The sequence below is a fragment of the Seleniivibrio woodruffii genome (assembly GCF_004339245.1).
Lineage (GTDB): Bacteria > Chrysiogenota > Deferribacteres > Deferribacterales > Geovibrionaceae > Seleniivibrio > Seleniivibrio woodruffii.
In genome coordinates this window covers 906,415-929,187 of the sequence record NZ_SMGG01000003.1, presented here as the reverse complement: position 1 = coordinate 929,187, position 22,773 = coordinate 906,415, and the positions used below count along the sequence as shown (strand labels likewise).

Sequence of the window (22,773 nt, the reverse complement as noted above, 5' to 3'; positions counted from 1 at the left end):
TTAATAAAAGGTGCATTATGCCTATATATGAATATTCTTGCGAAAATTGCGGCAAAGTGACTGAGAAACTGGTCAGCTTCAGCGCTGCCGACAATCCTGTTGAGTGTCCCGAATGTAAAGGTGAGGCAAAGAGAATGATATCAGCTTCAGCTTTCCATCTGAAAGGCGGCGGCTGGTATGCTCAGGGATATGGAAAGAACGAAAGCAAGCCGTCCTGCCCTGCGGCCGGTTCCGGCGGAGGATGCGGCGGCTGTCCCGCGGCGAAAGGCTAGGAAGTTTTTGATTTGTTGACCATTGCGATGAAATAGTCACCGAGGATCTTGTCGCTCTTTGAAATGTGCCTGCTCAGCCAGTCGGCCATAAGACGCTGGATAAGCAAAGGAAATGCATGGTCGGCACCACGCTTTGCATATTCGCCGATGACCTTTGAAAGTTCGGTGCGCAGTTCGTCATGCTGAACGGCGTGGTTCTCAATATCGTGGAAACGGTACTTTATCATTACCTTTTCTTCGTCTTTGAGATGCTTTTCGGTATATTCGGCAAGATAGTCCAAAGCGAACACGACATGCTGTCTGCCCTCGCCCGTTTTCATTGCGTGGGAGAGTTTGTTCAGCTCGCTTATAAACTTTTTGGTGCCATTGTCCATAAAGGCTATGCCACAGCAGAATTCCTCGCCGAATGATGCCAAATTTCGACCCTCGCTGAAATACTGAAATAATGGTCATTGTACATCAAACAGGTTGCTTTTCAATATAAAAAATGTATCCTAATCACATATACATATAAATAACATCCTGCTATTTATATAGAAATTAAGCGGAAACCAAGGGAGCATATGTCCGATTTTGCCAAAAACAAGAAGGCTTTTTTTGATTACGAAATACTGGAGACCTTTGAAACAGGGGTCGCACTCACCGGAACGGAGGTTAAGTCCGTAAAGGCGGGAAAAATCAGTATCAAAGAGGCTTTCGTAAAGATACTTTCGAACGAGTTATGGCTGGTCAACTCCCATGTGGCTGAGTATGAACAGGCGAACAGGTTTAACCACAACCCAACCCGCAGCCGCAAACTGCTGATGAAACGCAGAGAGATAGACCGTCTGATAGGCCGCATCAAAGAGGCGGGACTTACCCTTGTGCCCATTTCCGTATATTCAAAAAATCGTCTGGTTAAGGTTGAAATTGCTCTGGCAAAAGGCAAAAAGACACACGACAAGCGCAACACGATAAAAGAGCGTGACCTTCAGCGTGAGCTGGGAAGGGACATCAAACTCAAGTAGAATCCGAAAAGTATTTTAAAATAGTTATAACTTTTTTAAAATCTATTTTCAAATAGTCATTGTTTTTCTCTCCCATATGATTATACTATCATCATGATACACAGAAGCCTGACATCAAAAATATCTGCAAAATTAGGAAAAGGCAAAGCCGTGATAATTTACGGTCCTCGCCAAAGCGGAAAAACAACCCTTATCCGCAGTATGCTTTCAGACATGAAAGACAGGGTGCTTTATCTTAACGGTGACGATATGGACGTCAGGGAAACCCTTTCTTCATACTCAACGGCAAAACTGAAGGCTCTTGCAGGCACTAAAACCACCGTTTTCATAGACGAAGCTCAGCGGATAAAAGATATCGGGCTTATCATCAAGATTTTAACTGACAATTTTCCGGAAATTCAGGTCATAGCCACCGGATCAAGCGCTTTTGAGCTTAAAAGCAGTATTAAAGAACCGCTGACGGGCAGAAAATATGAATTTAATCTTTTTCCGCTCTCTTTTGCTGAAATGACCGAACATCACGGACTTCTGGATGAAACCAGAATGACGGATCAGAGGCTGATTTACGGATATTACCCTGAAATTGTTACCAAACCGGATGAGAGAAGAGATAACCTGAAAATGCTGGCAGACAGTTACCTGTATAAGGACATTCTGTCTCTGGAAAATATTGCGAAACCTCATCTGCTGGAGAAGATTGTCAAAGCACTGGCTCTGCAGGTAGGGAGCGAAGTTTCCTTCAACGAACTTGCACAGCTGACAGGAACAAGCGCACCCACAGCGGAAAAATATGTCAATCTTCTGGAAAAAGCCTATGTGGTGTTTCAGCTTCCGGCATTCAGCCGCAATGTACGCAACGAAATTAAGAAAAGCCGTAAAATCTTCTTCTATGATAACGGAATCAGAAACGCAGTAATAGGTAATTTCTTACCCGTGGAATCAAGAAGCGACATAGGGGCACTCTGGGAAAATTATCTTGTGAGCGAACGAATTAAAAGAAATCACAACAATACTTTAAGCTCAGATTCATACTTCTGGCGCACGAAACAGCAGCAGGAGATAGACTATATTGAGGAGTGTGAAGGACAACTTCATGCATATGAGTTCAAATACGGCAGCAGGAAGGCCAGCTTACCCTCAACATTTGCCCAGGCTTATCCTGGACACACATTTCAGACCGTCACAAGGGAGAACTTCTGGGAGTTTCTAGAGCATTTTCCATAATATCTGTCGTACACTGCTTAATCCCATGCGTAGGTTGAATTTGTCATGCTGAACGCAGTGAAGCATCTCAGTTTGAGCAGAGACTCTTCGGCTTCGCCTCAGAGTGACGTGAGTGGAGTTATCAGGGTGACGTTTTACGCATACAATCAATACGTTAAGCATTCTGAACTATGCTCTAGCCTAGAGGCTGAAGCCGTCGTCCACCACTATGTTCTGGCCGTTAACGTATCTGCTCATTCCGCTTAACAGATAGACCAGTGTTCCGCTTATGTCGGTTTTGTCCAGCATACCTTTATTCAGGCAGTTTTCCGCATATTTTTCCAGAAAAGGTTCCGGCTGGCCGTCAAGGATTCCGCCGGGACTGATGCTGTTCACCCGTATATTTTTTCCTTTAAGGTATGCGGCCATATATTTCGTCAGGTGTATCAGGCCGGACTTTATGACCGAATACTCAACTGGCATGGTCATCTTTGTCCCTTCGTATATTTCAAATTTGGGAGCTGAAACCCCGTATATCGAGGCGATATTAACTATATTTCCGTAGCCCTGCCTGACAAAATATTCGGCAAATATCTGCGAAACAAGAAAATACCCGCCCAGATTCAGGTTCATGTTATGGCAGAAATCGTCATAGTCCACATCGAAAAAATGTCTGCCGTAGTTTTTGTTACGGGGATAGGCGCTGTTAACAACGGCATCCACCCGCCCGTATTTCAGGTGAAGAGTTTCAATAAGCCTGCTGACGGAATCCTTCGAAGTGATGTCCAGATGCTGAACATCGCAGTTCAGTATTCCCTCTGCGGCGGCCTCAGCCCTTGCCGTGTCCATATCCGCCATGACAGCCGTTGCGTTCTGCGCCGTCACAGCCTTAACAAATTCCCTGCCCAGAAGCCCTGCGCCTCCGGTTATGACCACAACCTGATTTGTCAGCATCTTTTCCTCATAAGAAATTCGACGAATTCGAAATCCAGTTCCGAATCGATGTCTATTGAACGTTCCTCCGGCATGACATAAAGTCCGGTATTGCCGTTGAACACAGACCCGCTGTTGAGAATGCAGTCCCTCGTCCAGACGTATATCGAAGCGTTCATGTCATAGGTTTTAGGCGCATCCTGACGCCGGACAACGCTCTTATCCAGCCGTTTGGAAAGGCCTACCCTGCCCTGTTCATCAACCTCTATCAGGTTGAAATAAGGGCTTCTGCGGCTCGGCATTGCGGTTATCAGGTTGCAGTTGCCGTCGCACACACACTGAATGAAAGCCGAGCGGATGTCCCGCACGTCTCTCAGGGGCGAAGTTGCATCCAGATCCACCAGATAGGTGTATGTCCGGCCGTAGTGCTCCTCGCTCCGCACAAATGCGTCACGGATAACGTCCAGCTTGCCCGCCGTGTCCGATGCCAGCTCCGCATCCCTTTTAAAGAATACCTCCGCACCGTATCTTACGGCTGTTTCGGCTATCTCATCGGAATCCGTGCTCACAACAACCCGGTCGAACAGCTTTGTCTCCAACGCCTGTTCAATTGTATGTGCTATCAGGGGTTTTCCGTTAAGCTCCCTGATATTTTTGTTTAAGACTCCCTTGCTTCCGCCTCTGGCGCAAATGGTACATAAAACATCCGTCATCGGCTCTGTTCCTGAACCGTTCTGATAACTTTCATCACCTCAAGTCCCTCCGCATATGTGCATCCGAGGGTTCCGCCCGCCAGAGCATCCCTGTGCATGGCGTCGAACATCTCGTTGCGTTCAATAATAAAGTCTGTGACGACATCCTCGCCGTCCTGTCCGCAAAATTCAATCCGGTTTTCAATAATATCGGCGGAAACAGTAAATTCATCCGTATGTGCCAGAATTTTTCTGACGGGAATCCTGCTGATATAGTCCATATTCATGGTGACCACGCCGCCGCTCTCTGTCTTCGCTATGATACTTACGGTGTCCTCGCTGTCTGTTTCCAGTTTCGACACCTTCGCAGTCATTCCCCTGACCTCGGCGAAACCGCCGAAGAGCATGAGAGAATAGTCTATCTCATGGCTGAGATCAAGCAGTGCTCCGCCGCCCTCCGCCGCCTTTGCGCTGTATGTTGTTCTGTAGTCCCTGTCTTTGCGCCATTGGGGAAGATAAGATGCGCAGATGACGTTTGCTGATATAACGGGTTTTCCTGAGAGTATCCGCCTGAGCTCCTGCACAACAGGATGGAACCTGAGCACATAGCCCGCAAAAACTCTGTTGTTCCTAATTTCAGGCAGAACTCCGTCTGCAAACAGGGGTTTTTCGCACATGATCGTCCTGCCCGACACGTTTGAGTCGAGCCAGACAAGCTGTTCGTAATGTTTTGATGTTTCAGATGCTATGACGAAATAGTCATAACTGTTGATATCCTTCACCTCCGGAAGGGAGGCATAGGCCGTTCTGCCGTCCTGCTGTCTGCGGGAGACAAAATCAATATCCGTGAAAAGTCCGGTGTTTCGAAGCACCTCGTCGTGTCGCTGTCCGATGGAACCGCAGCCGATTATCAATGCCTTCATAGAACACCCCTCATGTCGTTCGTCTGAAAAAAGCGAACAACCTTATCATAATATATCCGAGCAGAAGTCCTGCCCCGTCCGCAGCCAAATCACCTGCGGATGCGGATCTGAATGGGATATATCCCTGAATAAGTTCGACAAAGGCACCGTGTCCCAGCAGAAATATCCATAGAGGAAACGCCCGCCTGAAAACCGCATATCCGCTTACAAACAGATAGCCGTAGCAGGCGGCATGAACAATCTTATCAGCGTTATCAACACCTACATCCGGCGCATTCAGCGGAGTAAGCATCAGATAAGACACCAGTATCAGGACACCGAAAAAATTAATCCTCAGCTTAAGCATACTTATATTATACAGGATAATTCCTCATTCAAAAAGAGATGATTCAGGTAAAAAGAAATCCGTTGCACAGCAGCAGGAAAATCAATCCCTGTCGTAGTCATCCTCGGAACGGATGATATCATCCTCTCCGGTATACTCGCCCACCTGAGCCTCTATCACCACAAGGGGAATCTTTCCCTCGTTGGCCAGCCTGTGCATCTCACCCATTTTGATGTAGGTGGATTCATTTGGACGAACCATCGTGGTTCTGTCGCCCACAGTGACGGTGGCTGTGCCGCTGACCACTATCCAGTGTTCGCTACGGTGCATGTGTCTCTGAAGGCTGAGTTTTTTACCGGGCTTGACCTCTATCCGCTTTATCTTATAGCCGTAGGTGTTCTCCAGAACAGTGTATGTTCCCCACGGACGGTAGGCTGTCATATGGATGTTCGCCAGCTCAGGCTTAACGGTCTTTATCTTGTGGACAACGTCCTTGACCTTCTGGCTTGAACCTTTTTTGCATATCAGAAGAGCATCGTCGGTATCAACCACTATCATGTCGTTCACATCTATTGTGGCAACATATTTATTTGATATAATGAGGTTATTATCTTTGTCGTTCTCCAGCTCCGCCGAAAGGGAATCGAAACTGCCCACATCGCTCCAGCCGATATCGCTCACAACCACCTTGAGACAGTCGCACTTCTCTATCACGGAATAGTCGATGCTGTCCTCGGGGATCATAAGCATATCTTCAAGCCCGATACGCACATACTGGGAATTTGAGGCGTTCTCAAGGGCAACCCTGCATGCATCGTATATTTCCGGCGCATGTCTCTGAAGCTCCTCAAGAAACTTTCCGGCCTTGAAACAGAACATGCCGCTGTTCCAGTAGTACCTGCCGCTTTCAACATATTCTCCGGCGGTTTTTGCATCAGGCTTCTCTTTAAAGCTGATAACATCCTCGCCGTCCACCTCGATATAGCCGTAGCCTGTTTCGGCATAGGCAGGTTTTACGCCGAAAACCACAATATTGCCCTGCTCCGCAAGAACAGCGGCACGGGCAACGGCCTTTTCGTATTCCTCGTGGTTCTTTATCAGGTGGTCGCTGGGGGATACAAGCACCATATCGTCATCGTTCAGCGTAAGACACGCAAGGGCGATGGCAGGGGCTGTGTTTCTGCCCACAGGCTCAAGTATATATTTAGTATCTTTGACTATTTTCTTATTAAGCTCTGATGCGTCCATCTGGTCGTGAGCCAGAAAGAAATGCTCAACGTTTGAGATTATGCAGAAACTGTCGCAGAAGGCGCTGTTTCGTTCCAGAGCCAGCTGAAAAAGCGACTTGTTGTTGATAAGCTTAGCGAACTGCTTGGGCATAAGGTTCCGGCTGAGAGGCCAGAGCCTCGTTCCCGAACCGCCGCAGATTACAAGGTTTTTCATAGATATTCCTCTAAAAACAGAAACCGGTGTTATTCCTTTCAATATCCGCCTGAACCATCATCCGGCAGAGTTCCTCAAGGGTTGTGCCGGACTCCCAGCCCAGTACCCTTTTTGCCTTTTCGGGGTTTCCTATGAGAAGTTCGACCTCGGCGGGTCTGTAATATTTCGGATCAACACGGACAAGGGTCTTTCCGGTCGCGGTGTCCACTCCCGTTTCCTGATCCCCGCTGCCCCTGAACTCAAGCTCTATTCCCACAACGCTGAACGCCATCTTAACGAAATCACGAACGGTCACCGTGCGGTTTGTTGCCAGAACGAAGGTGTCGGGCGTGTCTGCCTGAAGTATGCGCCACATGCCCTCGACGTAGTCTTTTGCGTAGCCCCAGTCCCTTTTTGCGTCCAGATTGCCCAGATAGACGCATTCAGCCTTATTCTGGATTATCTTTGCAACGGCATCGGTTATCTTTCTGGTGACGAACTCAAGCCCTCTTAAGGGGGATTCGTGATTGAAAAGTATTCCGCTGCTGCCGAAAATTCCGTATGCCTCACGGTAGTTCACCGTCATCCAGTGAGCATACAGCTTGGCTATTGCGTAGGGGCTTCTGGGATAGAAGGGGGTTTTCTCGGTCTGAGGAATCTCCTGCACCAGTCCGAACATTTCGGAGGATGATGCCTGATAGAATTTTATCTTAGGGTTCACGATGCGCACTGCCTCAAGCAGGTGCAGAGCACCGATTCCCGTTATTTGTGAGGTTGTTACGGGCTGTTCAAACGAAACGCCCACAAAGCTCTGAGCCGCAAGGTTATATATTTCGTCCGGCTGAACGGAGTTCACCAGACGGATGCTGTTTGGCTGGTCGGTGAGGTCATATTCAACAAGGTTCAGCGAGGGGTGCTTGAGGATTCCCAGCTCCTCCAGACGCCAGAAATTAACCGAAGACGTTCTTCTGTATGTACCGTAAACCCTGTATCCTTTATTAATAAGAAGCTCTGAAAGATAGGCTCCGTCCTGTCCGGTGACGCCTGTTATGATAGCTGTCCTCATATGCCCCCGCAAAATATACACATAAAAAGCAAATTCGTTTTAATCTTCGATTGTACGTTAAAATCTCTTTCATTTCAACAGCTCTTTACCAAAGCCGCCGGAGCCGCTCCGGCTGTTTTCTGTTGTAATTTGCCGCAGAAGTATTACTATATTTCTTTATGAAAGTACGCTTTCAAACCAAAAACAGGTGAGAATATGAAAATGAACTTTATTGACCTTCAGGCACAGTACAAAAAATATAAGGACGAGATCGACACCCAGATTCATCAGGTGCTTGATACGTCATCCTATATCCTCGGCCCCAAGGTCGCAGAACTGGAAAAGAATCTTGCGGAATTCACCGGAGTGAAGCACGCAATAGCATGCAGCAGCGGAACGGACGCTCTCCTTCTGGCTCTCATGGCTCTGGACGTTAAACCCGGAGATGAAGTTATAACCTCACCCTTCACCTTCATCGCAACAGCCGAGATGATCGCTTTCGTGGGCGCGGTTCCCGTTTTCGTTGATATCGAAGACAAAACCTACAACATCGACCCCGCAAAGATCGAAGAGAAGATAACTTCCAAAACAAAAGCCATCATGCCCGTTTCCATTTTCGGCCAGACACCCGATATGGACGCCATAAACGCCATCGGCAAAAAGCACAATATACCCGTTATTGAAGACGGTGCACAGAGCTTCGGCGCACTCTACAAGGGCAAACGCTCATGCGGCATGTCCGAAATAGGCTGCACGTCATTCTTCCCCGCAAAGCCCCTCGGCTGCTACGGAGACGGCGGAGCAATCTTCACCAACTGCGATGAGCTGAACGCCAAAATGAGAATACTGCTGAACCACGGCCAGACAGAACGCTACGTTCACAGCCATGTGGGCATCAACGGCAGACTTGATGCAGTTCAGGCGGGCGTGCTCAACGTTAAACTGAAATACTACAACGAAGAGATCGAGGTCAGACAGGCTGTGGCAAAACGCTACGCAGAAGGCCTTAAAAACGTTGTCGTACCCTTCGTAGAAAAGGACAACGTTTCCGTATGGGCGCAGTACTGCATCAGAGTCAACGACCGTGACGCAATGATCAAAAAATGCAGCGACGCAGGCGTTCCCACGGCGGTTTACTACCCCATCCCTCTGCACCTGCAGAAAGTTTTCGCATACCTCGGCCACAAAGAGGGGGATTTCCCCGTTACAGAGACAGTGTCCAAGGACATCATGGCTCTGCCCATGTCCGCTTTCCTGAAAGAGGACGAGCAGAAATTCGTTATCGAAACTGTAAACTCATAAAGCAAAGGCGGCCGTTGGGCCGCCTTTTTTTTCGACTTATGGACTAATCGTCTATATCTGTTTTCTTATCTCTTCAGCTATCTCAAGGGATTCAAGCCCCGCATAAACATCAGAAGCCTGTGTCTTCTCCCCTCTGCAAAGTTTCAGGAAGTCTGAAAGCTCCGCCTGAAGAGCGTCATAAAGCTTAACCTCCACAGCCTCATCCTTTGCGGAAAGAACAGCGCCATTAATTGTCTGTTCAGGCTGACGGTGAACCCTGACCTCTTTGTTCAGCAGGTTGCAGTCGATGAACATATCCTCACAGGCAATATTAACCTGACGGATGCGCTTTTCTGTGATGCGGCTTGCGGTTATGTCTGAAACCCTTCCGTTTTCATGGGTCACAAGAGCACGGGCGTATTCTATCATGCCGTTTTTGCGGCAGCCGTGACCGGAAACCCTGACCGCTTTGCCGTTCAGCCCCAAAGCAAGGTCTATGTCGTGGATCATAAGGTCAATAACTACGTCAACGTCGGTGATGCGGCCGCTTGCCACCTTGTTGGAACGGTTGAACTCTGCGTTGATGACGCTTGAACTGTTCAGCATTACAGCTTTAAGGGATGCTACGGCGGGGTTGTATCTTTCGATGAAACCCACCTGAATATTCAGCCCCTTCTCCTCTGCCAGCTTCACAACCTCTCTTGCCGTCTCGGCGCTGTCTGTAAGAGGTTTTTCGACAAATATGTTTTTAACGCACTCAGCGGCACGCTTAATATAGTCAAAGTGAGTGAAAGTCGGGGTGACGATAACGACTCCGTCAACCTTTTTCATATCCGCATCAAGGTCTTCGGAGACAGCAACGCCATATTGCGCAGAGAGCTTTGCGCACGTTTCCCTGTCCACATCATAAATAAACGAGAGCTCGGCATCCTTAAGCTGAAGGATGTTTCTCAGGTGGTTCTGTCCCATTCTGCCGACGCCGAGAAGCCCGATCTTAATTTTATCTGTCGCCATATCGAATCTCCTGTATGGGTCTACTGTAAAGCATTATATTATTAGTTATCATTCAAACGGGCAATATAAAATTCATGAAATACAAAATCATCCTTACTGATAATGGTATAAATACCATGTCACACAAATTTATACTACCAAATAAGGTAGTTGGGTGATATAATTAAATTTCATTGGTATCATTATGATATCGGATAATGACTGAATTTTTTAGATCATGAAGATTGGAGATATATACACAATGTTATCAGAACAACAAAAAATATCATTTTTTCTACCTATAATTGACTTTTTTGTTTTCCTCCTTATTGCATTCACTGTCAGGTTCTTAAAATCTGACCTGACACTTTTCACCAGCACTATCATTCTTTTCATGCTTCTTATGGTGGTTTTCAACTTCTACAGTGCAAGATTTCAGAACAGAAGCACCTATTTTATAAGTGTAATTACGTTGATCATCGTTTTGAACATATGCATAATAATTCTTCAGTTCTCTCTTTTTGAACGTTTCATATACACAAAAACAGGTCTGCTGAAGATAAACGGGCTTTCGCTCATCTATCTCTACATAAGAAGATATCTTCTTTTCATTTATCTGAAAAACAACAGAAAAAACATATACATACTCAGCAGTTCCGGCACTGAAAAGATGGAATACCTTATAAAGGAAAAGGCATCACGCCGCAATAACTGGTATTACATGGGTGTTCACAAGACAGAGGACTTTTTTACAACTGTCCGGCAGAATCTGAACAAAGAAGAAACAATTGTGCTGATTAACAACCTGACCAGCTACACCGAACATGAGCAGAAAAATATTCTTGCCCTGAAAATGAACGGATACTATGTCCATACCTATGCGGATTTCTGCGAACTTTACCTCAACAAGATCGCCATTGAAAGCATTAATGACGAATGGCTCATTCTCTCAAAAGGCTTCGACAGCATATTTTTAAGCAACTATTCCCGCCTGAAAAGAATCACGGATATTTTTCTCGCAGTGATAGGCCTTACAATATCTCTGCCCCTGCTACTGATTGCGGCGGTGATGATAAAAATTGACTCAAAAGGCTCCATCCTTTTCTCCCAGACAAGGACAGGAAAAAACGGTAAGCCTTTCACAATCTACAAGCTCCGAACAATGAGACAGGATGCCGAAAAGGACGGTGCTAAATGGGCATCCCAGAATGACAGCAGAATAACTCCTGTGGGCAATTTTCTCAGAAAAACCAGAATAGATGAAATACCCCAGATGTATAATGTTCTCATCGGAAACATGAGCTTCATTGGCCCCCGTCCGGAAAGACCCGAGTTTGACAGGGAGCTTTCAAAGGAGATACCCTACTACATGCTGCGCTACCTCATAAAACCCGGCCTGACAGGCTGGGCTCAGGTAAACTACGGTTATGGCGCATCCGTTGAGGATTCCAAAATGAAACTGAAATACGACCTTTACTACATAAAGAATTATTCGTTCTTCCTCGACTTAAGGATAATTTTCAAAACAATACTTATTGTCCTGTTCCGAAAAGGGCGATAAAATAGTATTTTAAGCTTAAAAATGCTATACAAAACCGACTCATTGGCTTAAAGTTCCACATACGAAAGGACGAGGACATATGAAGATTCTTTTAACGGGCACAGCCGGATTCATAGGCTTTCATACCCTGAACAAACTGATAAAAGACGGACACGAGGTTGTCGGTCTGGACTCTATAAATGACTATTACGATGTCAGACTGAAATATGACCGACTGAAAGAATGCGGCATAAACACAGACAATATCGAATACAACCGTCTGACTGCTTCAAACACCATGCCCGCTTACAGGTTCATAAAGCTGAATCTGGAGGGCAGGGAAAACCTTCACAACCTTATGAAAAATGAAAAATTCGATAAGGTGTGCAACCTGGCCGCTCAGGCCGGTGTGCGCTACAGCATCGAAAACCCTTACGCATACATAGACTCAAACATCACAGGGTTCATAAACATCATCGAGGGATGCAGAAACTTTGGCGCAAATCATCTGATTTATGCCAGCAGTTCCTCTGTGTACGGCAAAAATTCGGTTCAGCCCTTCTCAACAGCGCACAACGTCGACCATCCCATGAGCCTCTACGCTGCAACAAAAAAAGCGAACGAGCTCATCGCCCATACATACAGCCATCTTTATAAGATAGGAACCACCGGCCTCAGATTTTTCACGGTATACGGCCCCTGGGGCAGACCTGACATGGCAATGTTCAAATTTGCCGATCTGATGCGTCAGGGCAAACCCATCGACGTATATAACTTCGGTGAGATGGAAAGGGATTTCACATACGTTGACGACATAGTTGAAGGCGTATGCAGAGTGATTTACAAAGACCAGCAGGGCAACCCGCTCTGGGACAGCTCCGCACCCGATCCCGGTTCATCCTCAGACCCTTACAAAGTATACAACATAGGCAATAACAAACCCGTTCAGCTTCTCTACATGATAGAGACACTGGAAAAGGAACTGGGCATTAAAGCCGTTAAAAACCTTATGCCCCTCCAGCCCGGCGATGTACATAAAACTTTTGCCGACGTTGATGATCTGATACGGGATCACGGATATAAACCCTCCACAAGCATCGAGGAGGGAATATCAAAATTTGTGCACTGGTATAAAAATTACTACAATTTATAATTTTCCGGAGTTTCTGATGTCATACAAAATTGCTGTTATCGGACTTGGCTATGTCGGACTGCCCCTCGCAGTTGAATTTGCGAAAAAATACGAAGTGACGGGATTCGATGTCAAGCCCGCCAGAATAGAAGAACTCAAAAACTTTGAAGACAGCACACTGGAGCTCTCCTCCGAGCAGCTTCGTGAGGTTGTGGGCAAAGGACTCTCAATAACAAGCAGTCTTGAAGACTTAAAACAGTGCAATTTCTTCATTGTCACTGTCCCTACACCCATAGATTCCCACAAAAGACCCGACCTGACACCTCTCATCAAAGCCAGCGAAACTGTGGGTAAGGTTCTGAAAAAAGGGGATATTGTCGTTTACGAAAGTACTGTCTACCCGGGTGCAACCGAGGAGGACTGCGTTCCTGTTCTCGAAAAATTCTCCGGTCTGAAATTCAATAAAGACTTTTTCTGCGGATACTCACCCGAGCGCATAAACCCCGGAGACAAGGAACACACTGTCTCCAAAATAATGAAAGTTACCAGCGGAAGCACTCCTGAAGCAGCCGAAGCTGTTGACGGCGTTTACAGAAGCATCATTACCGCCGGAACCTACAAGGCCGACAGCATAAAAGTTGCGGAAGCGGCAAAGGTTATAGAGAACACCCAGAGGGATGTGAACATAGCTTTTGTGAACGAACTCGCAATTATTTTCAATAAAATGGGAATAGACACATCTGCTGTTCTCAGAGCCGCCGCCACCAAGTGGAATTTCCTGCCCTTTAAACCGGGTCTCGTGGGCGGACACTGCATAGGCGTTGACCCCTACTATCTTTCACACAAGGCACAGGAATTGGGCTATAACCCCGAAATAATCCTTGCCGGAAGACGCCTGAACGACAATATGGGAATTTATATAGCAAATCAGGTAATCAAACTTATGATAAAGAACGGCCATCGTATCGATGGCTCAAAGGTTCTTGTTATGGGCATCACCTTTAAAGAGAACTGCCCCGACATAAGAAACAGCAAAGTTATTGACGTTATCAAGGAGCTTCAGGATTTCGGATGCTCTGTGGACGTTGTTGACCCGTGGGCAGACAAAGACGAGGTTATGCACGAATACGGACTGGAGTGTTCAGCTGAAATAACTGACCTCAGCGGCTATTCAGCTGTGGTTCTGGCTGTTGCCCACAAAGAATTTAAAGAGCTTGAACCGGGAATAGTTGATATGAGAAACAGCTCCGATATATCAACAGTCATATATGACGTAAAAAGTGTTATCGAGAACAGCGATGGGAGACTTTAGGTAATTATTAACGCCTAAAAGCATTATCCAGTTTCTCATATTTCTTTCAGCTCTGGTTCAAACCATACTTATCCATGGACTTCAGAGCAATGGAACCACAGTTGTCGCCTTCTTTTTAAAGATATATTGTGCGCCGTATGAAGTCAGATGGCTGTTATCCGCATAGAACGAACGCATTTCGGAATCGGCAAATTCACATTTATTCTCTTTGCACAGAACATCATCAGGGTATATGAAACGGACATTGTCAATATTCTTAATATATTTAAAAATATCCTCAACCGATCTTCTTGTTTCAACGTTATTTTCATATGAAGGTGCAATATCGGGAACTTTATATAATTTCGGATATTGTTCAGCAATATATTGTGATTTTACAATGCTGTCAGGGATATTGACTTTACTTTCAGGCAAATTTCCTATCACAAGCACATTCTTATTTTTTGATCTCAAAAGCTCAACAGTTTTTTTAAGCTCTTCAGCAATAAGCTCCTTTCTGTCCTTTAAGTCGACTGGGCTCATTTTACCGTTGCTATCTGTAGAATATATCTCCCACAGATTAAGATAGCCCTGCCAGCGGGCAGCTATAATAACTGTTTTAATATTCTCATCCCCATTTATAATTTCAAATACACGCCTGAGAAATTTTTCAGGATTAGTAGCTTTATTAATGGCATATACATCCAGAACAGGCAGTGTTGCAGCATTTGAAAAGAGATAACCGGATTTTCCTGATTCAGATGCCAGCATCCCTATTCCGGGAGCAACAGAATGCGCTATTGAATCACCCAGCAAAACGAAAGACGGACGAGTATTTTTATCGCCAAGAATGTAGAATCTGTTTTTATCAAGGTGCTCCAATCCGTTCTTCCTATTGTATTCTTCCATGCTGATCATGTCTTTTCCTGCCGCAGACAAATCTGCAATCCTGTCGGAAAATCTATCCGGAAATCCTTTTTGAGTCCATATAACCAAAGCAACTATCCCGGCGACAGCCATAACCTGAAAAGCACCGGCAAAAACCATTTTTCTATTTTCCCATTTTATATCTCTGAATGGTTTTTCGATTACAAAATAAGAAACGAAAGCTAACACCAGAGACAGAACGATAAGAAAAGGTGTAGATAAAAAGAACATGTCTCTGAGAACGCCATGATAATAATTTTTGAAAGCAAATAATGCCCAGTGCCAGAGATACCATGAATATGAAACAAGTCCTATAATTACAAACAATTTAAAAGAAAGAAGACGATTAATGAAAGGTTTTTGTGAGTCCGAAATGCCGGAATATATTATCAAAGCTGTCCCGCCGCAAGGAAGCAATGCAGCAATACCGGGAAACAGAGTGGACTGGTCATAAGCGAACACTCCGATTAAGACCATCGTAATTCCACACAATGAAGCAATGTTCAGTAATTTGAAGTTGTTCGTCTGCGGCAAAACGTTTAAAGCAAGAAGAGCACCTAACATAAGTTCCCAGGCTCTTGTGGGTAAAAGATAAAAAGATGCTGATGCAGCTTTTGGGGTAGCAAAAATACTCAGCATGAAAGAAAGAATAAAAACAACGATAACAGCACCTGAATAGCGTTTTTTAAAGTATTTAGCCAGAATCAGAAGCATTACCGGGTAAAAAATATAGAACTGCTCTTCCACCGAAAGAGACCAAGTATGCAGAAGCGGTTTCATCTCAGATGACGTATCAAAATATCCGCTCTCTCGCCAGAATACAATATTTGATATGAAGAATACCGAACCGAAGAGGCTTTTTCCGTAGGCTCTAAAATCTTCCGGGAGATAGAAGAAAAAACAAAATAAGGTTGTAACTGTCAGAAAAAAATATAGTGCAGGAAAAATACGCTTGATTCGTCTGAAATAAAACTGCGATATGGAGAACTTATCTTTTTCAATATCATTCAGAATAATAGATGTTATAAGATATCCGGATATAACGAAGAAAACATCAACACCTATAAAGCCGCCAGAAAACATATTCATTCCAGCATGGTAAAGAACAACTGGAATTATAGCTACTGAACGCAATCCGTCAATATCTGCCCTATATCTCATTGAAGTCTCCATAATATCAGTTTAGTCAACACTGCATCATGATTATCCGTATTTTGTTACCAAGTAATACTTCTATGTCTATATATTAACGCCTCAGAAGACGATAAACAAACTTAAGAACACAAGACGGCATTAATCGAACTGGAACTCTTATCAAAGTATTAATAAGGGCTTCTAAATAACTTAAGTAACCTATATCCAAAAATTCTTTTTGTAGTCGATATTCGTTGATTGCATATTTAAGGCCTTTCCTTCTTGAAACCATATTCAATCCAGCCCGGACATTTACAAGCTCCTCAGGAATATTTGCCAATCTGGCTCCACTCATGATCACCCTAACCCATAAGTTATAATCCTCCAAACACATAAAATGCTTATAGTTACCAGCATTTAAAACGGACTGCTTTCTAAAAACAACCGTCATATGGTTAAAAGGATTACGTTTTTTAGCAAAAACAACTAAATCATCATGTTCACATGGAAGCCGCCTCAAAGCATATATATTTTCAGGTTTACCATCAAATTCACTTATCCAGCTACCAACAATATCTATGTCTATGTGTTCACTCAAGAATTTTATCTGTTTTTCAAATCTATCAGAACGACAAATATCATCGGTATCCATTCGTGCAATGATATCATAACTGCACATTTCAACACCTAAACGAAGGGCATTTCCTAAACCACCATTTTTTTCCAATGCAACTACCTTAATAGGTAACTTACCAGAAAAATCATCAACTACGCTATCAAGCTCTGTAGTCAAAACCCCATCTTTAACAATAATAATCTCGTCTGCTTTAGTAGTCTGGTTTACCAAACTTTCAAGAGCTAATCTAAAAAATTCCGGTTGTTCTTTGTAATAAACTGACATTAATACAGAAAATTTCATGTTTATAGCCCCATCATATATAGCTGTCTACGCCCTGTAAAAATAGAATCAAAAAATACTGACCTGTATTCATGATTATATCGAGGGTGAAGATCACAACGTGACTCATTACTATAGCTAACACCGTGGAAAAATTCTCCAAGACATTCATAATCATTGTTATCAAAAGAATAGCGGAGTAGATACTGAATTCGTCCTTTATCTGGATAAGTATCAGTAATAAATCCACTTTTATTACATGAGGGATGGCCATCACCATATTGTCTAATATTTAAGTCTTTAAATTTCATGATGGCACCATCATTAACATTTATACTATAATATCCATTTCCTTCTGGACCTGCCATGTACCCGAAAAGGACATCATTAGTCACCCATGAATAATGACTTACCATCCCATAATCAGCCAACAATCTAGTATTACCTTTCAAATCAGATAAAAAAAGACGATCATATTTTTTGTTATTGCAGAACCATCTGTGCATAAAAACAAACTTATCTCCATCTGGAGAAATCATCACATGGTTTATTTTATGAAGAACACCAGAAAGAGATTCTTCATTCATATCTATGATATCATTAAATTTTATCAAGAGGTTTGATTTGCCCGTACGCATGTCTACATACCATACACCATCATTATCTAGCGACTGCAGTTCCTTTTTGGACATACCTGGTAAATTATAATATCCGTAATCAGGTCGTAGAGTTCTCAGCCTACGGTAATTTAAAGATAAAAAGTAAATATCTTTATAACTATCCTGAACAGGTTTATCGTATTGCATTATTTTTCTATTTTGCTTGATATCAAAAACAATAGCTTGATAAGAGTTTTCAACAAAATCATTATAAATAAATTTATTAGTGTCAATCCAATGTGCTCTACAACCCTGTTGCCAATTATAACTCATTGTTGTCGTAGCAATTCTCGCAGTAGAATCTATTGTGTCATATATACAAATTTTTAATGGAACATTAGGAGAAGGAAGCTCAGATGTTTTAAGTGGAGTACTATAAAATAGTATATTATTATTTTGCTGAGGAAACTTATCATAATAGCCAAAAAAAGACTCTTCATCATTTAATGATATTTTTATAAAATCATGTTGGCTTTTTTGGCGATAGCTTTTACCATATTTTATGTATTTGAGATATAGATAAATAGTCTTAATTTTATCCTTTATCCATGGAAAATGATTGAGGATTTTCTTCATTTTGACTCCTGAATAAACCTAAAAAGAGGTTCAAATCTTTTTTCCCACCTGTTATTTTCAGCCACACCAAGCATATGCTCACGTATTATCTGAAATCCTTGCATATCGAAACTATTTACTTTACACCTAAAGTCATCAAAATTTTCATAAGTAAATACAAAGTCATTAATATCTTTTGCCTTCACCCAAAGCATATCAGGAGCAAATACAGGAAGCCCTAATGAGAAGCATTCATATATTTTTGCTGGCAAAACATGCTGGTTTCTGTCACCAATTAAGTATGGCAGTATTATAGCATCATATTGCATGAATATTTCATACGCATTCTCAAAATCTGTAGGATCGTATCTTTTTGATTCAGGAAGATTACTTGCAAGATTAAAGTCATATTCATAGCCCAAAAAATCAATACGAAAGCCATCAGAAAAGGCTTTATTTATAAAGTCCCAATCAAGATAGTTTGCAATAGTACCGAAATAAATTAACTTTCGTATCTCATTTTTTTCATACTTAGTATCTTTTGATTTCTTTAAAACAGATGTTGGACATGCAGGTGCGAGCGTTATAACACGTTCGGATACAGATTTACCTGAAAGTTTTTCAAAAAGAGAATAGGAATCTGTAGAGAAGAGATCTGCTCTCTTAATAATTGCCTGTTCGGTTTTCATTACTTCTTTACACACGCTGGTCATATTTTCATAATCATGTACAGAAATATAAATAAATTTAGTTGGTTTAAGTCTCTCAACTAGTTCTAGTAGTTCAGGAAAGGGCTGGTATGATATAATGACTATTTCATCTGCAACTAAATTCAAGGCTGCAATTTTTCTAAAAAACTTTTTTTTAAGAAAATGATTAAGTATTTTGAACTGATACGGTATCAATCCATAATTAACAATAGAAATTTTATCATGCTTCTTACGCTCTATGCTAACTTTTCTCGATAGCAACTTACTAAATAACATTTTAATAAAATCACTTATCTTAAGTTTTCGAACTGCCACTTTTGATAAGAAATAAACACATTCAACAGATTCCTGATCAGCCAAATATTCTGCTAAATGGTGTCTTTGATATTTTAAAGGAGAGTCCCAATTATTTGGTGAGAATAGTAGAATTTTTTTCATCGTTACGCCCCCTACATGAAATAGTCATAGTACATAGAAGTATAGCAACAAATACATAGTGATACTTAAAGAAATAGAAACCGCTGCCAAAAAGGCTTTGAATAAAAAATGCAATAAGATAAAACTTAAACCACTTATCTTTTATATTAAAAAAAATAAAAACAATCATACCGAGGACAACTAACGCATTAAACAATCCGAGATCAAGAGATAAGGACAAGAATGAGTTATGCGTCACCGCTTCTCTGTTAATTCTATCTTTCATGATAAATGTCTCAGAACCCAAGCCATAACCCATTTTATTTTCTTGAATAGCACTCAGTGCAGCGATATACTGTGTATCTCTATGAGCCATAAATCTATAAGAGTCTAATCCTTGCAGATAATTAACTACTGAGAAACCAATATATAAACAAATAATGATAAGAGTAGGGTAAAGAATAATTTTTGTTCTTGTATTCCTTGAAATAAAAAATACACTTATTAATGCGAATATAATACCAACAATATCTCTTCTGATAATCAATATGAAAGGTATAAGTAGAAAGAAACATGCTGCGTATCTATACATAGACTTCTTTGTAAGAGAGAATAGATAGTATGAAGCAAAAGAGCCAAAAACCATAAGAGCTCCATAGCTATTTGGGTTAAAACTTGAAATACCCCTTAAAGATTCTTTGAATACATACATATTTCTTATAGTAAAACCTATATTTACAAGATGCATAAGCAAGACAGATAGAATTACTATCGCAGACAATAATGAGCCAGCAAAAGCTCCTTTGCAGAGACTTTTAACCTCTTCTTGCTTCATATAAAATGCAAAGACGAAGAAATACATTGTAATTCCAACAATTCTGGTTAGAGGATAATTCTCATAGTTAAAATCAAAGAAAGGACGCAGAGAAAGGCCATAAACAATAAAAAGAACAAATATGGTAGAGAAAACAAGAATGGATTTTGAAAATAATTTTTTATTATATATAAAAGCAAAAAATAAAAGCAGCAAAACAGCAATATCCTCAAAACGGATATTACTACTACCAATAGGAATATATAAAAATGGAAAACAAAGAAAAAAGCCTATGTAAAAAAAAATGGTTTCAACTTTAATCATTATACTGTAAACCAATTTTATTTAACTCTGAGTCTGTAAAATTAAGCCTAGAAACATATCCTGTATTTTTTAGTAGCTGTAGAGCAATGAAGTCTTTATATTGATGACCCCTATATCCTGATAAATAACTATACCCACCTGTTACCATACCTATACCGCTAACAACAACCTCCGCTATATCTTTCTCTTTTAAAGCATAGAAAATACTAAAAAAACCAGTAGAAAGATGCACCCTTCCCCTCAGATATGACCTTGCTGTATTAATTTTTTCCTTACAGCTAAAGTTTTTATTAAATATATTGATCAAAAAAGTTTTCCAATATTGAACATGTGAGAAAAAAAGAAATTTCTGCTCAAATTCTTCCGGAGAATATAGCGTAATTCTATTGTAAGTATAGTTTAGTTCTAGCAATCTTTTACTTATATCTTCAATACTTTTTTTATCAGGGAAGTAGGTAATAACAACGGCCTCATCAACACTCTTATTGCGAAAACAATCAACCGTTTTTTCTATAAGCAATGACTCACCAAACAATATTGATGAAGACATAATATGGACCACTTGCCGACTGGTTATTTTATCATTTTTTAAGTGAATACTACCGTTTACGAAAACTACAGTATCGTAATCTTTCTTTGGAATAATTGGATCAGGTTTAGAACCCAAAATTAATATTGATTTTTTGTCCATTGTACTCTCATTGATTTGACTTAATTCTAAAAAACCAAGGCATTGGATAAACTTTATTACTAACATACCAAATAGATATGAATGTCAAAAAATAAGATATCAAAGTTGAATAGGCAGCACCTATCGACCCGTAGAGCTTAGTAAATGTATAAGTCATAGCAACATGAAGTAGAGAAGTTGTAAAGGTAACATAAGAGATGAGATTTGTTTTTTTCGCATAAAACATATAGTTAGCAACCATACAATACATTCCTTGAAAGGCAAATGCCATACTGAAATAAACCAGATATTTCATGGAAGACGCAAATCTTTCTCCAAGAAAGAATGGAATAAGATATTTTCCAGATAGAGAAAATAAAAGTGCGATTACAACTATTGCCGCCATGTATATGTAGGTAAAATTAACCAGCTTTAACTTGGTCTCAATTTTAGGTTCTTCTGAAAGCACTCTATACAGATATGGACTCCAAGCCTTGTTAAATGCCGCCACAAGAACACTAATCACTGTACCTATCTGATAACTGACAGAGTAAATGCCTGTTTCTGCGCTTCCTACCAAAGACATCAGGATTACCCTGTCAGAGCCAGTTTTGAGCCACATTGATAGTTGGTGAGGAATAAGAGGAATACCAAATTTTAAAGCGTCAGAAATGTACTCACGGTTCATTTTAAATCTTAGGTAACCTCTTTTTATGATAAAAAGAAAGCTGAAACCCGCAAAAAGGATGGTGCCTATACTTTGTGCAATTAACTGGCCCTTCCAGTCCATTTTCAAAGCAACGATGAACGTCAGCGAAAGAGTAGCGAACAATAGGGTCTGAGAAAGCTGATATATCGTGTATTGTTTAGGCTTTTGTTCTGCTGTCCAGAGCACAAGATTGATTGTTGTAAGAAATTGAGCAAATGCAAGAATAACTGCAATCAAGATCCATTCAGTGGGAAGCTTAAGTTTTTCACCGATTATAGGGCTCACTACAAAAGTAATTGCAAAAATTACCAAAGTTGAAACATTGAGAATAATTATAGTATTCCCTATGTATTCCTTAAGCTCTTCTTTTCCTATCCTGAAAAAATTAACATTAACAGCTCCATGTACGCTGAGACCGGAGCAAACAGCAAAAGCAGAAACAAGTGCTGAAAAAGAGGCAATCGTTCCGTAGTCTTCAGGAGTGAGATATCTAGTAAGCACTGGAAGCATAAAAAATGGTATCGACTTGTTTAAGACATCCCCTAATACATAGATGAATGAGTTTTTAAGTAGTTTATTGAACATGGTTTCCGTTTTTAAAAATCTTGTCAGCAATAATTTTATTACTGTACTCACTCAAGTAAATATTGTGTTCAAGCAGAATATCGCTTCCGTATTGACAAATATCTATGCATATAGCTTTATTTGGAGTTTCGTCGTAGATATTTCCATTATATTCTCTGATATAATCCTCTTCAGAGTTAACTAACTTATCTTTTTTGGTCTCAGAAATATCTGTAGTGCTTTGGCTGAATGCCAAAGCCTGAAGATGCCTGCTCCCAAGCTGGCCAGCACCAATCAATGCAACTTTAATACTATCCATTATGCACCTGCAAG

The 22,773-nt window shown here is 41.7% G+C and carries 23 protein-coding genes; 7 read left to right on the top strand and 16 right to left on the bottom strand.

From position 1 onward, the window contains the following. Positions 1-17 precede the first annotated feature (17 nt). Positions 18-272: an FmdB family zinc ribbon protein gene (locus tag C8D98_RS04440; RefSeq protein ID WP_132872384.1), complete on the top strand. Its 255-nt coding sequence runs from the start codon at positions 18-20 to the stop codon at positions 270-272. Here C8D98_RS04440 and C8D98_RS04435 read toward each other — a convergent pair. Then, the gene (locus C8D98_RS04435; RefSeq protein WP_132872382.1) at positions 269-688 is read right to left on the bottom strand and encodes a bacteriohemerythrin; all 420 of its coding nucleotides are present in this window, start codon (positions 686-688) and stop codon (positions 269-271) included. The two genes, C8D98_RS04440 and C8D98_RS04435, sit on opposite strands and share 4 nt — an antisense overlap. 111 nt (positions 689-799) lie before the next feature. On the opposite strand from C8D98_RS04435, the gene smpB reads away from it, so the two are divergent. After that, entirely contained in the window at positions 800-1,279 is a 480-nt protein-coding gene (gene smpB, locus C8D98_RS04430; protein ID WP_347339200.1) for an SsrA-binding protein SmpB, read from the top strand. A gap of 93 nt (positions 1,280-1,372) precedes the next feature. Next, a complete protein-coding gene (locus C8D98_RS04425; protein ID WP_132872378.1) occupies positions 1,373-2,503 on the top strand; it encodes an ATP-binding protein in 1,131 nt (376 codons plus the stop codon). A gap of 180 nt (positions 2,504-2,683) precedes the next feature. Here C8D98_RS04425 and C8D98_RS04420 read toward each other — a convergent pair whose 3' ends face one another. From C8D98_RS04420 to gmd, 6 genes are all read right to left on the bottom strand, one after another. Further along, a complete protein-coding gene (locus C8D98_RS04420) occupies positions 2,684-3,436 on the bottom strand; it encodes an oxidoreductase (protein WP_132872376.1) in 753 nt (250 codons plus the stop codon). Continuing rightward, the gene (locus C8D98_RS04415; protein ID WP_132872375.1) at positions 3,430-4,128 is read right to left on the bottom strand and encodes an acylneuraminate cytidylyltransferase family protein; all 699 of its coding nucleotides are present in this window, start codon (positions 4,126-4,128) and stop codon (positions 3,430-3,432) included. The genes C8D98_RS04420 and C8D98_RS04415 overlap by 7 nt, the downstream gene beginning before the upstream one ends. Next, positions 4,125-5,030: a Gfo/Idh/MocA family protein gene (locus tag C8D98_RS04410; protein WP_132872373.1), complete on the bottom strand. Its 906-nt coding sequence runs from the start codon at positions 5,028-5,030 to the stop codon at positions 4,125-4,127. The genes C8D98_RS04415 and C8D98_RS04410 overlap by 4 nt, the downstream gene beginning before the upstream one ends. Before the next feature lie 10 nt (positions 5,031-5,040). Continuing rightward, positions 5,041-5,334: a VanZ family protein gene (locus tag C8D98_RS04405; protein WP_165871185.1), complete on the bottom strand. Its 294-nt coding sequence runs from the start codon at positions 5,332-5,334 to the stop codon at positions 5,041-5,043. A 123-nt stretch (positions 5,335-5,457) separates the two neighbouring features. Beyond that, positions 5,458-6,798, bottom strand: coding sequence for a mannose-1-phosphate guanylyltransferase/mannose-6-phosphate isomerase (locus tag C8D98_RS04400; protein WP_132872369.1), 1,341 nt, complete (start codon positions 6,796-6,798; stop codon positions 5,458-5,460). A gap of 10 nt (positions 6,799-6,808) precedes the next feature. Further along, a complete protein-coding gene (gene gmd, locus C8D98_RS04395) occupies positions 6,809-7,843 on the bottom strand; it encodes a GDP-mannose 4,6-dehydratase (protein ID WP_132872368.1) in 1,035 nt (344 codons plus the stop codon). Between the two features lie 195 nt (positions 7,844-8,038). On the opposite strand from gmd, the gene C8D98_RS04390 reads away from it, so the two are divergent. Next, positions 8,039-9,124, top strand: a complete 1,086-nt coding sequence (locus C8D98_RS04390; protein ID WP_132872366.1) for a DegT/DnrJ/EryC1/StrS family aminotransferase — start codon at positions 8,039-8,041, stop codon at positions 9,122-9,124. Positions 9,125-9,175: 51 nt separating this feature from the next. Here the strand turns inward: C8D98_RS04390 and C8D98_RS04385 are convergent, their stop codons facing one another. Then, positions 9,176-10,117, bottom strand: coding sequence for a Gfo/Idh/MocA family protein (locus tag C8D98_RS04385; RefSeq protein ID WP_132872364.1), 942 nt, complete (start codon positions 10,115-10,117; stop codon positions 9,176-9,178). Between the two features lie 217 nt (positions 10,118-10,334). On the opposite strand from C8D98_RS04385, the gene C8D98_RS04380 reads away from it, so the two are divergent. The 3 genes from C8D98_RS04380 to tviB all read left to right on the top strand — a co-directional run bounded on the left by C8D98_RS04380 (position 10,335) and on the right by tviB (position 14,080). Next, the gene (locus tag C8D98_RS04380; protein WP_132872363.1) at positions 10,335-11,657 is read left to right on the top strand and encodes an exopolysaccharide biosynthesis polyprenyl glycosylphosphotransferase; all 1,323 of its coding nucleotides are present in this window, start codon (positions 10,335-10,337) and stop codon (positions 11,655-11,657) included. Between the two features lie 79 nt (positions 11,658-11,736). Then, a complete protein-coding gene (locus C8D98_RS04375) occupies positions 11,737-12,789 on the top strand; it encodes an NAD-dependent epimerase (RefSeq protein ID WP_132872361.1) in 1,053 nt (350 codons plus the stop codon). A gap of 16 nt (positions 12,790-12,805) precedes the next feature. After that, on the top strand, positions 12,806-14,080 hold the full coding sequence (tviB, locus tag C8D98_RS04370; protein WP_132872360.1) for a Vi polysaccharide biosynthesis UDP-N-acetylglucosamine C-6 dehydrogenase TviB: 1,275 nt from the start codon (positions 12,806-12,808) through the stop codon (positions 14,078-14,080). Positions 14,081-14,161: 81 nt separating this feature from the next. Here tviB and C8D98_RS04365 read toward each other — a convergent pair whose 3' ends face one another. The 8 genes from C8D98_RS04365 to C8D98_RS04330 form a co-directional block, all read right to left on the bottom strand. After that, positions 14,162-16,147: an acyltransferase family protein gene (locus C8D98_RS04365; RefSeq protein ID WP_165871184.1), complete on the bottom strand. Its 1,986-nt coding sequence runs from the start codon at positions 16,145-16,147 to the stop codon at positions 14,162-14,164. 85 nt (positions 16,148-16,232) lie between these two features. Then, on the bottom strand, positions 16,233-17,039 hold the full coding sequence (locus tag C8D98_RS04360) for a glycosyltransferase (protein ID WP_132872357.1): 807 nt from the start codon (positions 17,037-17,039) through the stop codon (positions 16,233-16,235). 2 nt (positions 17,040-17,041) lie between these two features. Continuing rightward, entirely contained in the window at positions 17,042-18,253 is a 1,212-nt protein-coding gene (locus tag C8D98_RS04355; protein ID WP_132872355.1) for a glycosyl transferase, read from the bottom strand. Next, positions 18,250-19,380: a glycosyltransferase family protein gene (locus C8D98_RS04350; RefSeq protein ID WP_132872354.1), complete on the bottom strand. Its 1,131-nt coding sequence runs from the start codon at positions 19,378-19,380 to the stop codon at positions 18,250-18,252. Before C8D98_RS04350 ends, C8D98_RS04355 begins: the two co-directional genes overlap by 4 nt. Next, positions 19,349-20,497 (bottom strand): hypothetical protein, encoded by a 1,149-nt coding sequence (locus tag C8D98_RS04345; protein WP_132872352.1) that lies wholly within the window; start codon positions 20,495-20,497, stop codon positions 19,349-19,351. The genes C8D98_RS04350 and C8D98_RS04345 overlap by 32 nt, the downstream gene beginning before the upstream one ends. Next, complete coding sequence (locus tag C8D98_RS04340) at positions 20,490-21,188, bottom strand: hypothetical protein (protein WP_132872351.1); 699 nt, start codon at positions 21,186-21,188, stop codon at positions 20,490-20,492. Before C8D98_RS04340 ends, C8D98_RS04345 begins: the two co-directional genes overlap by 8 nt. Before the next feature lie 7 nt (positions 21,189-21,195). Then, positions 21,196-22,461 (bottom strand): lipopolysaccharide biosynthesis protein, encoded by a 1,266-nt coding sequence (locus C8D98_RS04335; RefSeq protein WP_132872349.1) that lies wholly within the window; start codon positions 22,459-22,461, stop codon positions 21,196-21,198. After that, entirely contained in the window at positions 22,451-22,759 is a 309-nt protein-coding gene (locus tag C8D98_RS04330) for a hypothetical protein (protein WP_132872348.1), read from the bottom strand. The genes C8D98_RS04335 and C8D98_RS04330 overlap by 11 nt, the downstream gene beginning before the upstream one ends. Positions 22,760-22,773 lie beyond the last annotated feature (14 nt).

Coding starts and splice junctions, on each gene's coding strand:
- C8D98_RS04390 (WP_132872366.1), top strand. CDS start 8,039: ATGAAAATGAACTTTATTGACCTTCAGGCACAGTACAAAAAATATAAG.
- C8D98_RS04365 (WP_165871184.1), bottom strand. CDS start 16,147: ATGAGATATAGGGCAGATATTGACGGATTGCGTTCAGTAGCTATAATT.
- C8D98_RS04335 (WP_132872349.1), bottom strand. CDS start 22,461: ATGTTCAATAAACTACTTAAAAACTCATTCATCTATGTATTAGGGGAT.
- tviB (WP_132872360.1), top strand. CDS start 12,806: ATGTCATACAAAATTGCTGTTATCGGACTTGGCTATGTCGGACTGCCC.
- C8D98_RS04440 (WP_132872384.1), top strand. CDS start 18: ATGCCTATATATGAATATTCTTGCGAAAATTGCGGCAAAGTGACTGAG.
- C8D98_RS04415 (WP_132872375.1), bottom strand. CDS start 4,128: ATGACGGATGTTTTATGTACCATTTGCGCCAGAGGCGGAAGCAAGGGA.
- C8D98_RS04400 (WP_132872369.1), bottom strand. CDS start 6,798: ATGAAAAACCTTGTAATCTGCGGCGGTTCGGGAACGAGGCTCTGGCCT.
- C8D98_RS04380 (WP_132872363.1), top strand. CDS start 10,335: ATGAAGATTGGAGATATATACACAATGTTATCAGAACAACAAAAAATA.
- C8D98_RS04340 (WP_132872351.1), bottom strand. CDS start 21,188: ATGGACAAAAAATCAATATTAATTTTGGGTTCTAAACCTGATCCAATT.
- C8D98_RS04425 (WP_132872378.1), top strand. CDS start 1,373: ATGATACACAGAAGCCTGACATCAAAAATATCTGCAAAATTAGGAAAA.
- C8D98_RS04350 (WP_132872354.1), bottom strand. CDS start 19,380: ATGAAAAAAATTCTACTATTCTCACCAAATAATTGGGACTCTCCTTTA.
- gmd (WP_132872368.1), bottom strand. CDS start 7,843: ATGAGGACAGCTATCATAACAGGCGTCACCGGACAGGACGGAGCCTAT.
- C8D98_RS04360 (WP_132872357.1), bottom strand. CDS start 17,039: ATGAAATTTTCTGTATTAATGTCAGTTTATTACAAAGAACAACCGGAA.
- C8D98_RS04375 (WP_132872361.1), top strand. CDS start 11,737: ATGAAGATTCTTTTAACGGGCACAGCCGGATTCATAGGCTTTCATACC.
- C8D98_RS04410 (WP_132872373.1), bottom strand. CDS start 5,030: ATGAAGGCATTGATAATCGGCTGCGGTTCCATCGGACAGCGACACGAC.
- C8D98_RS04330 (WP_132872348.1), bottom strand. CDS start 22,759: ATGGATAGTATTAAAGTTGCATTGATTGGTGCTGGCCAGCTTGGGAGC.
- C8D98_RS04385 (WP_132872364.1), bottom strand. CDS start 10,117: ATGGCGACAGATAAAATTAAGATCGGGCTTCTCGGCGTCGGCAGAATG.
- C8D98_RS04355 (WP_132872355.1), bottom strand. CDS start 18,253: ATGAAGAAAATCCTCAATCATTTTCCATGGATAAAGGATAAAATTAAG.
- C8D98_RS04420 (WP_132872376.1), bottom strand. CDS start 3,436: ATGCTGACAAATCAGGTTGTGGTCATAACCGGAGGCGCAGGGCTTCTG.
- C8D98_RS04345 (WP_132872352.1), bottom strand. CDS start 20,497: ATGATTAAAGTTGAAACCATTTTTTTTTACATAGGCTTTTTTCTTTGT.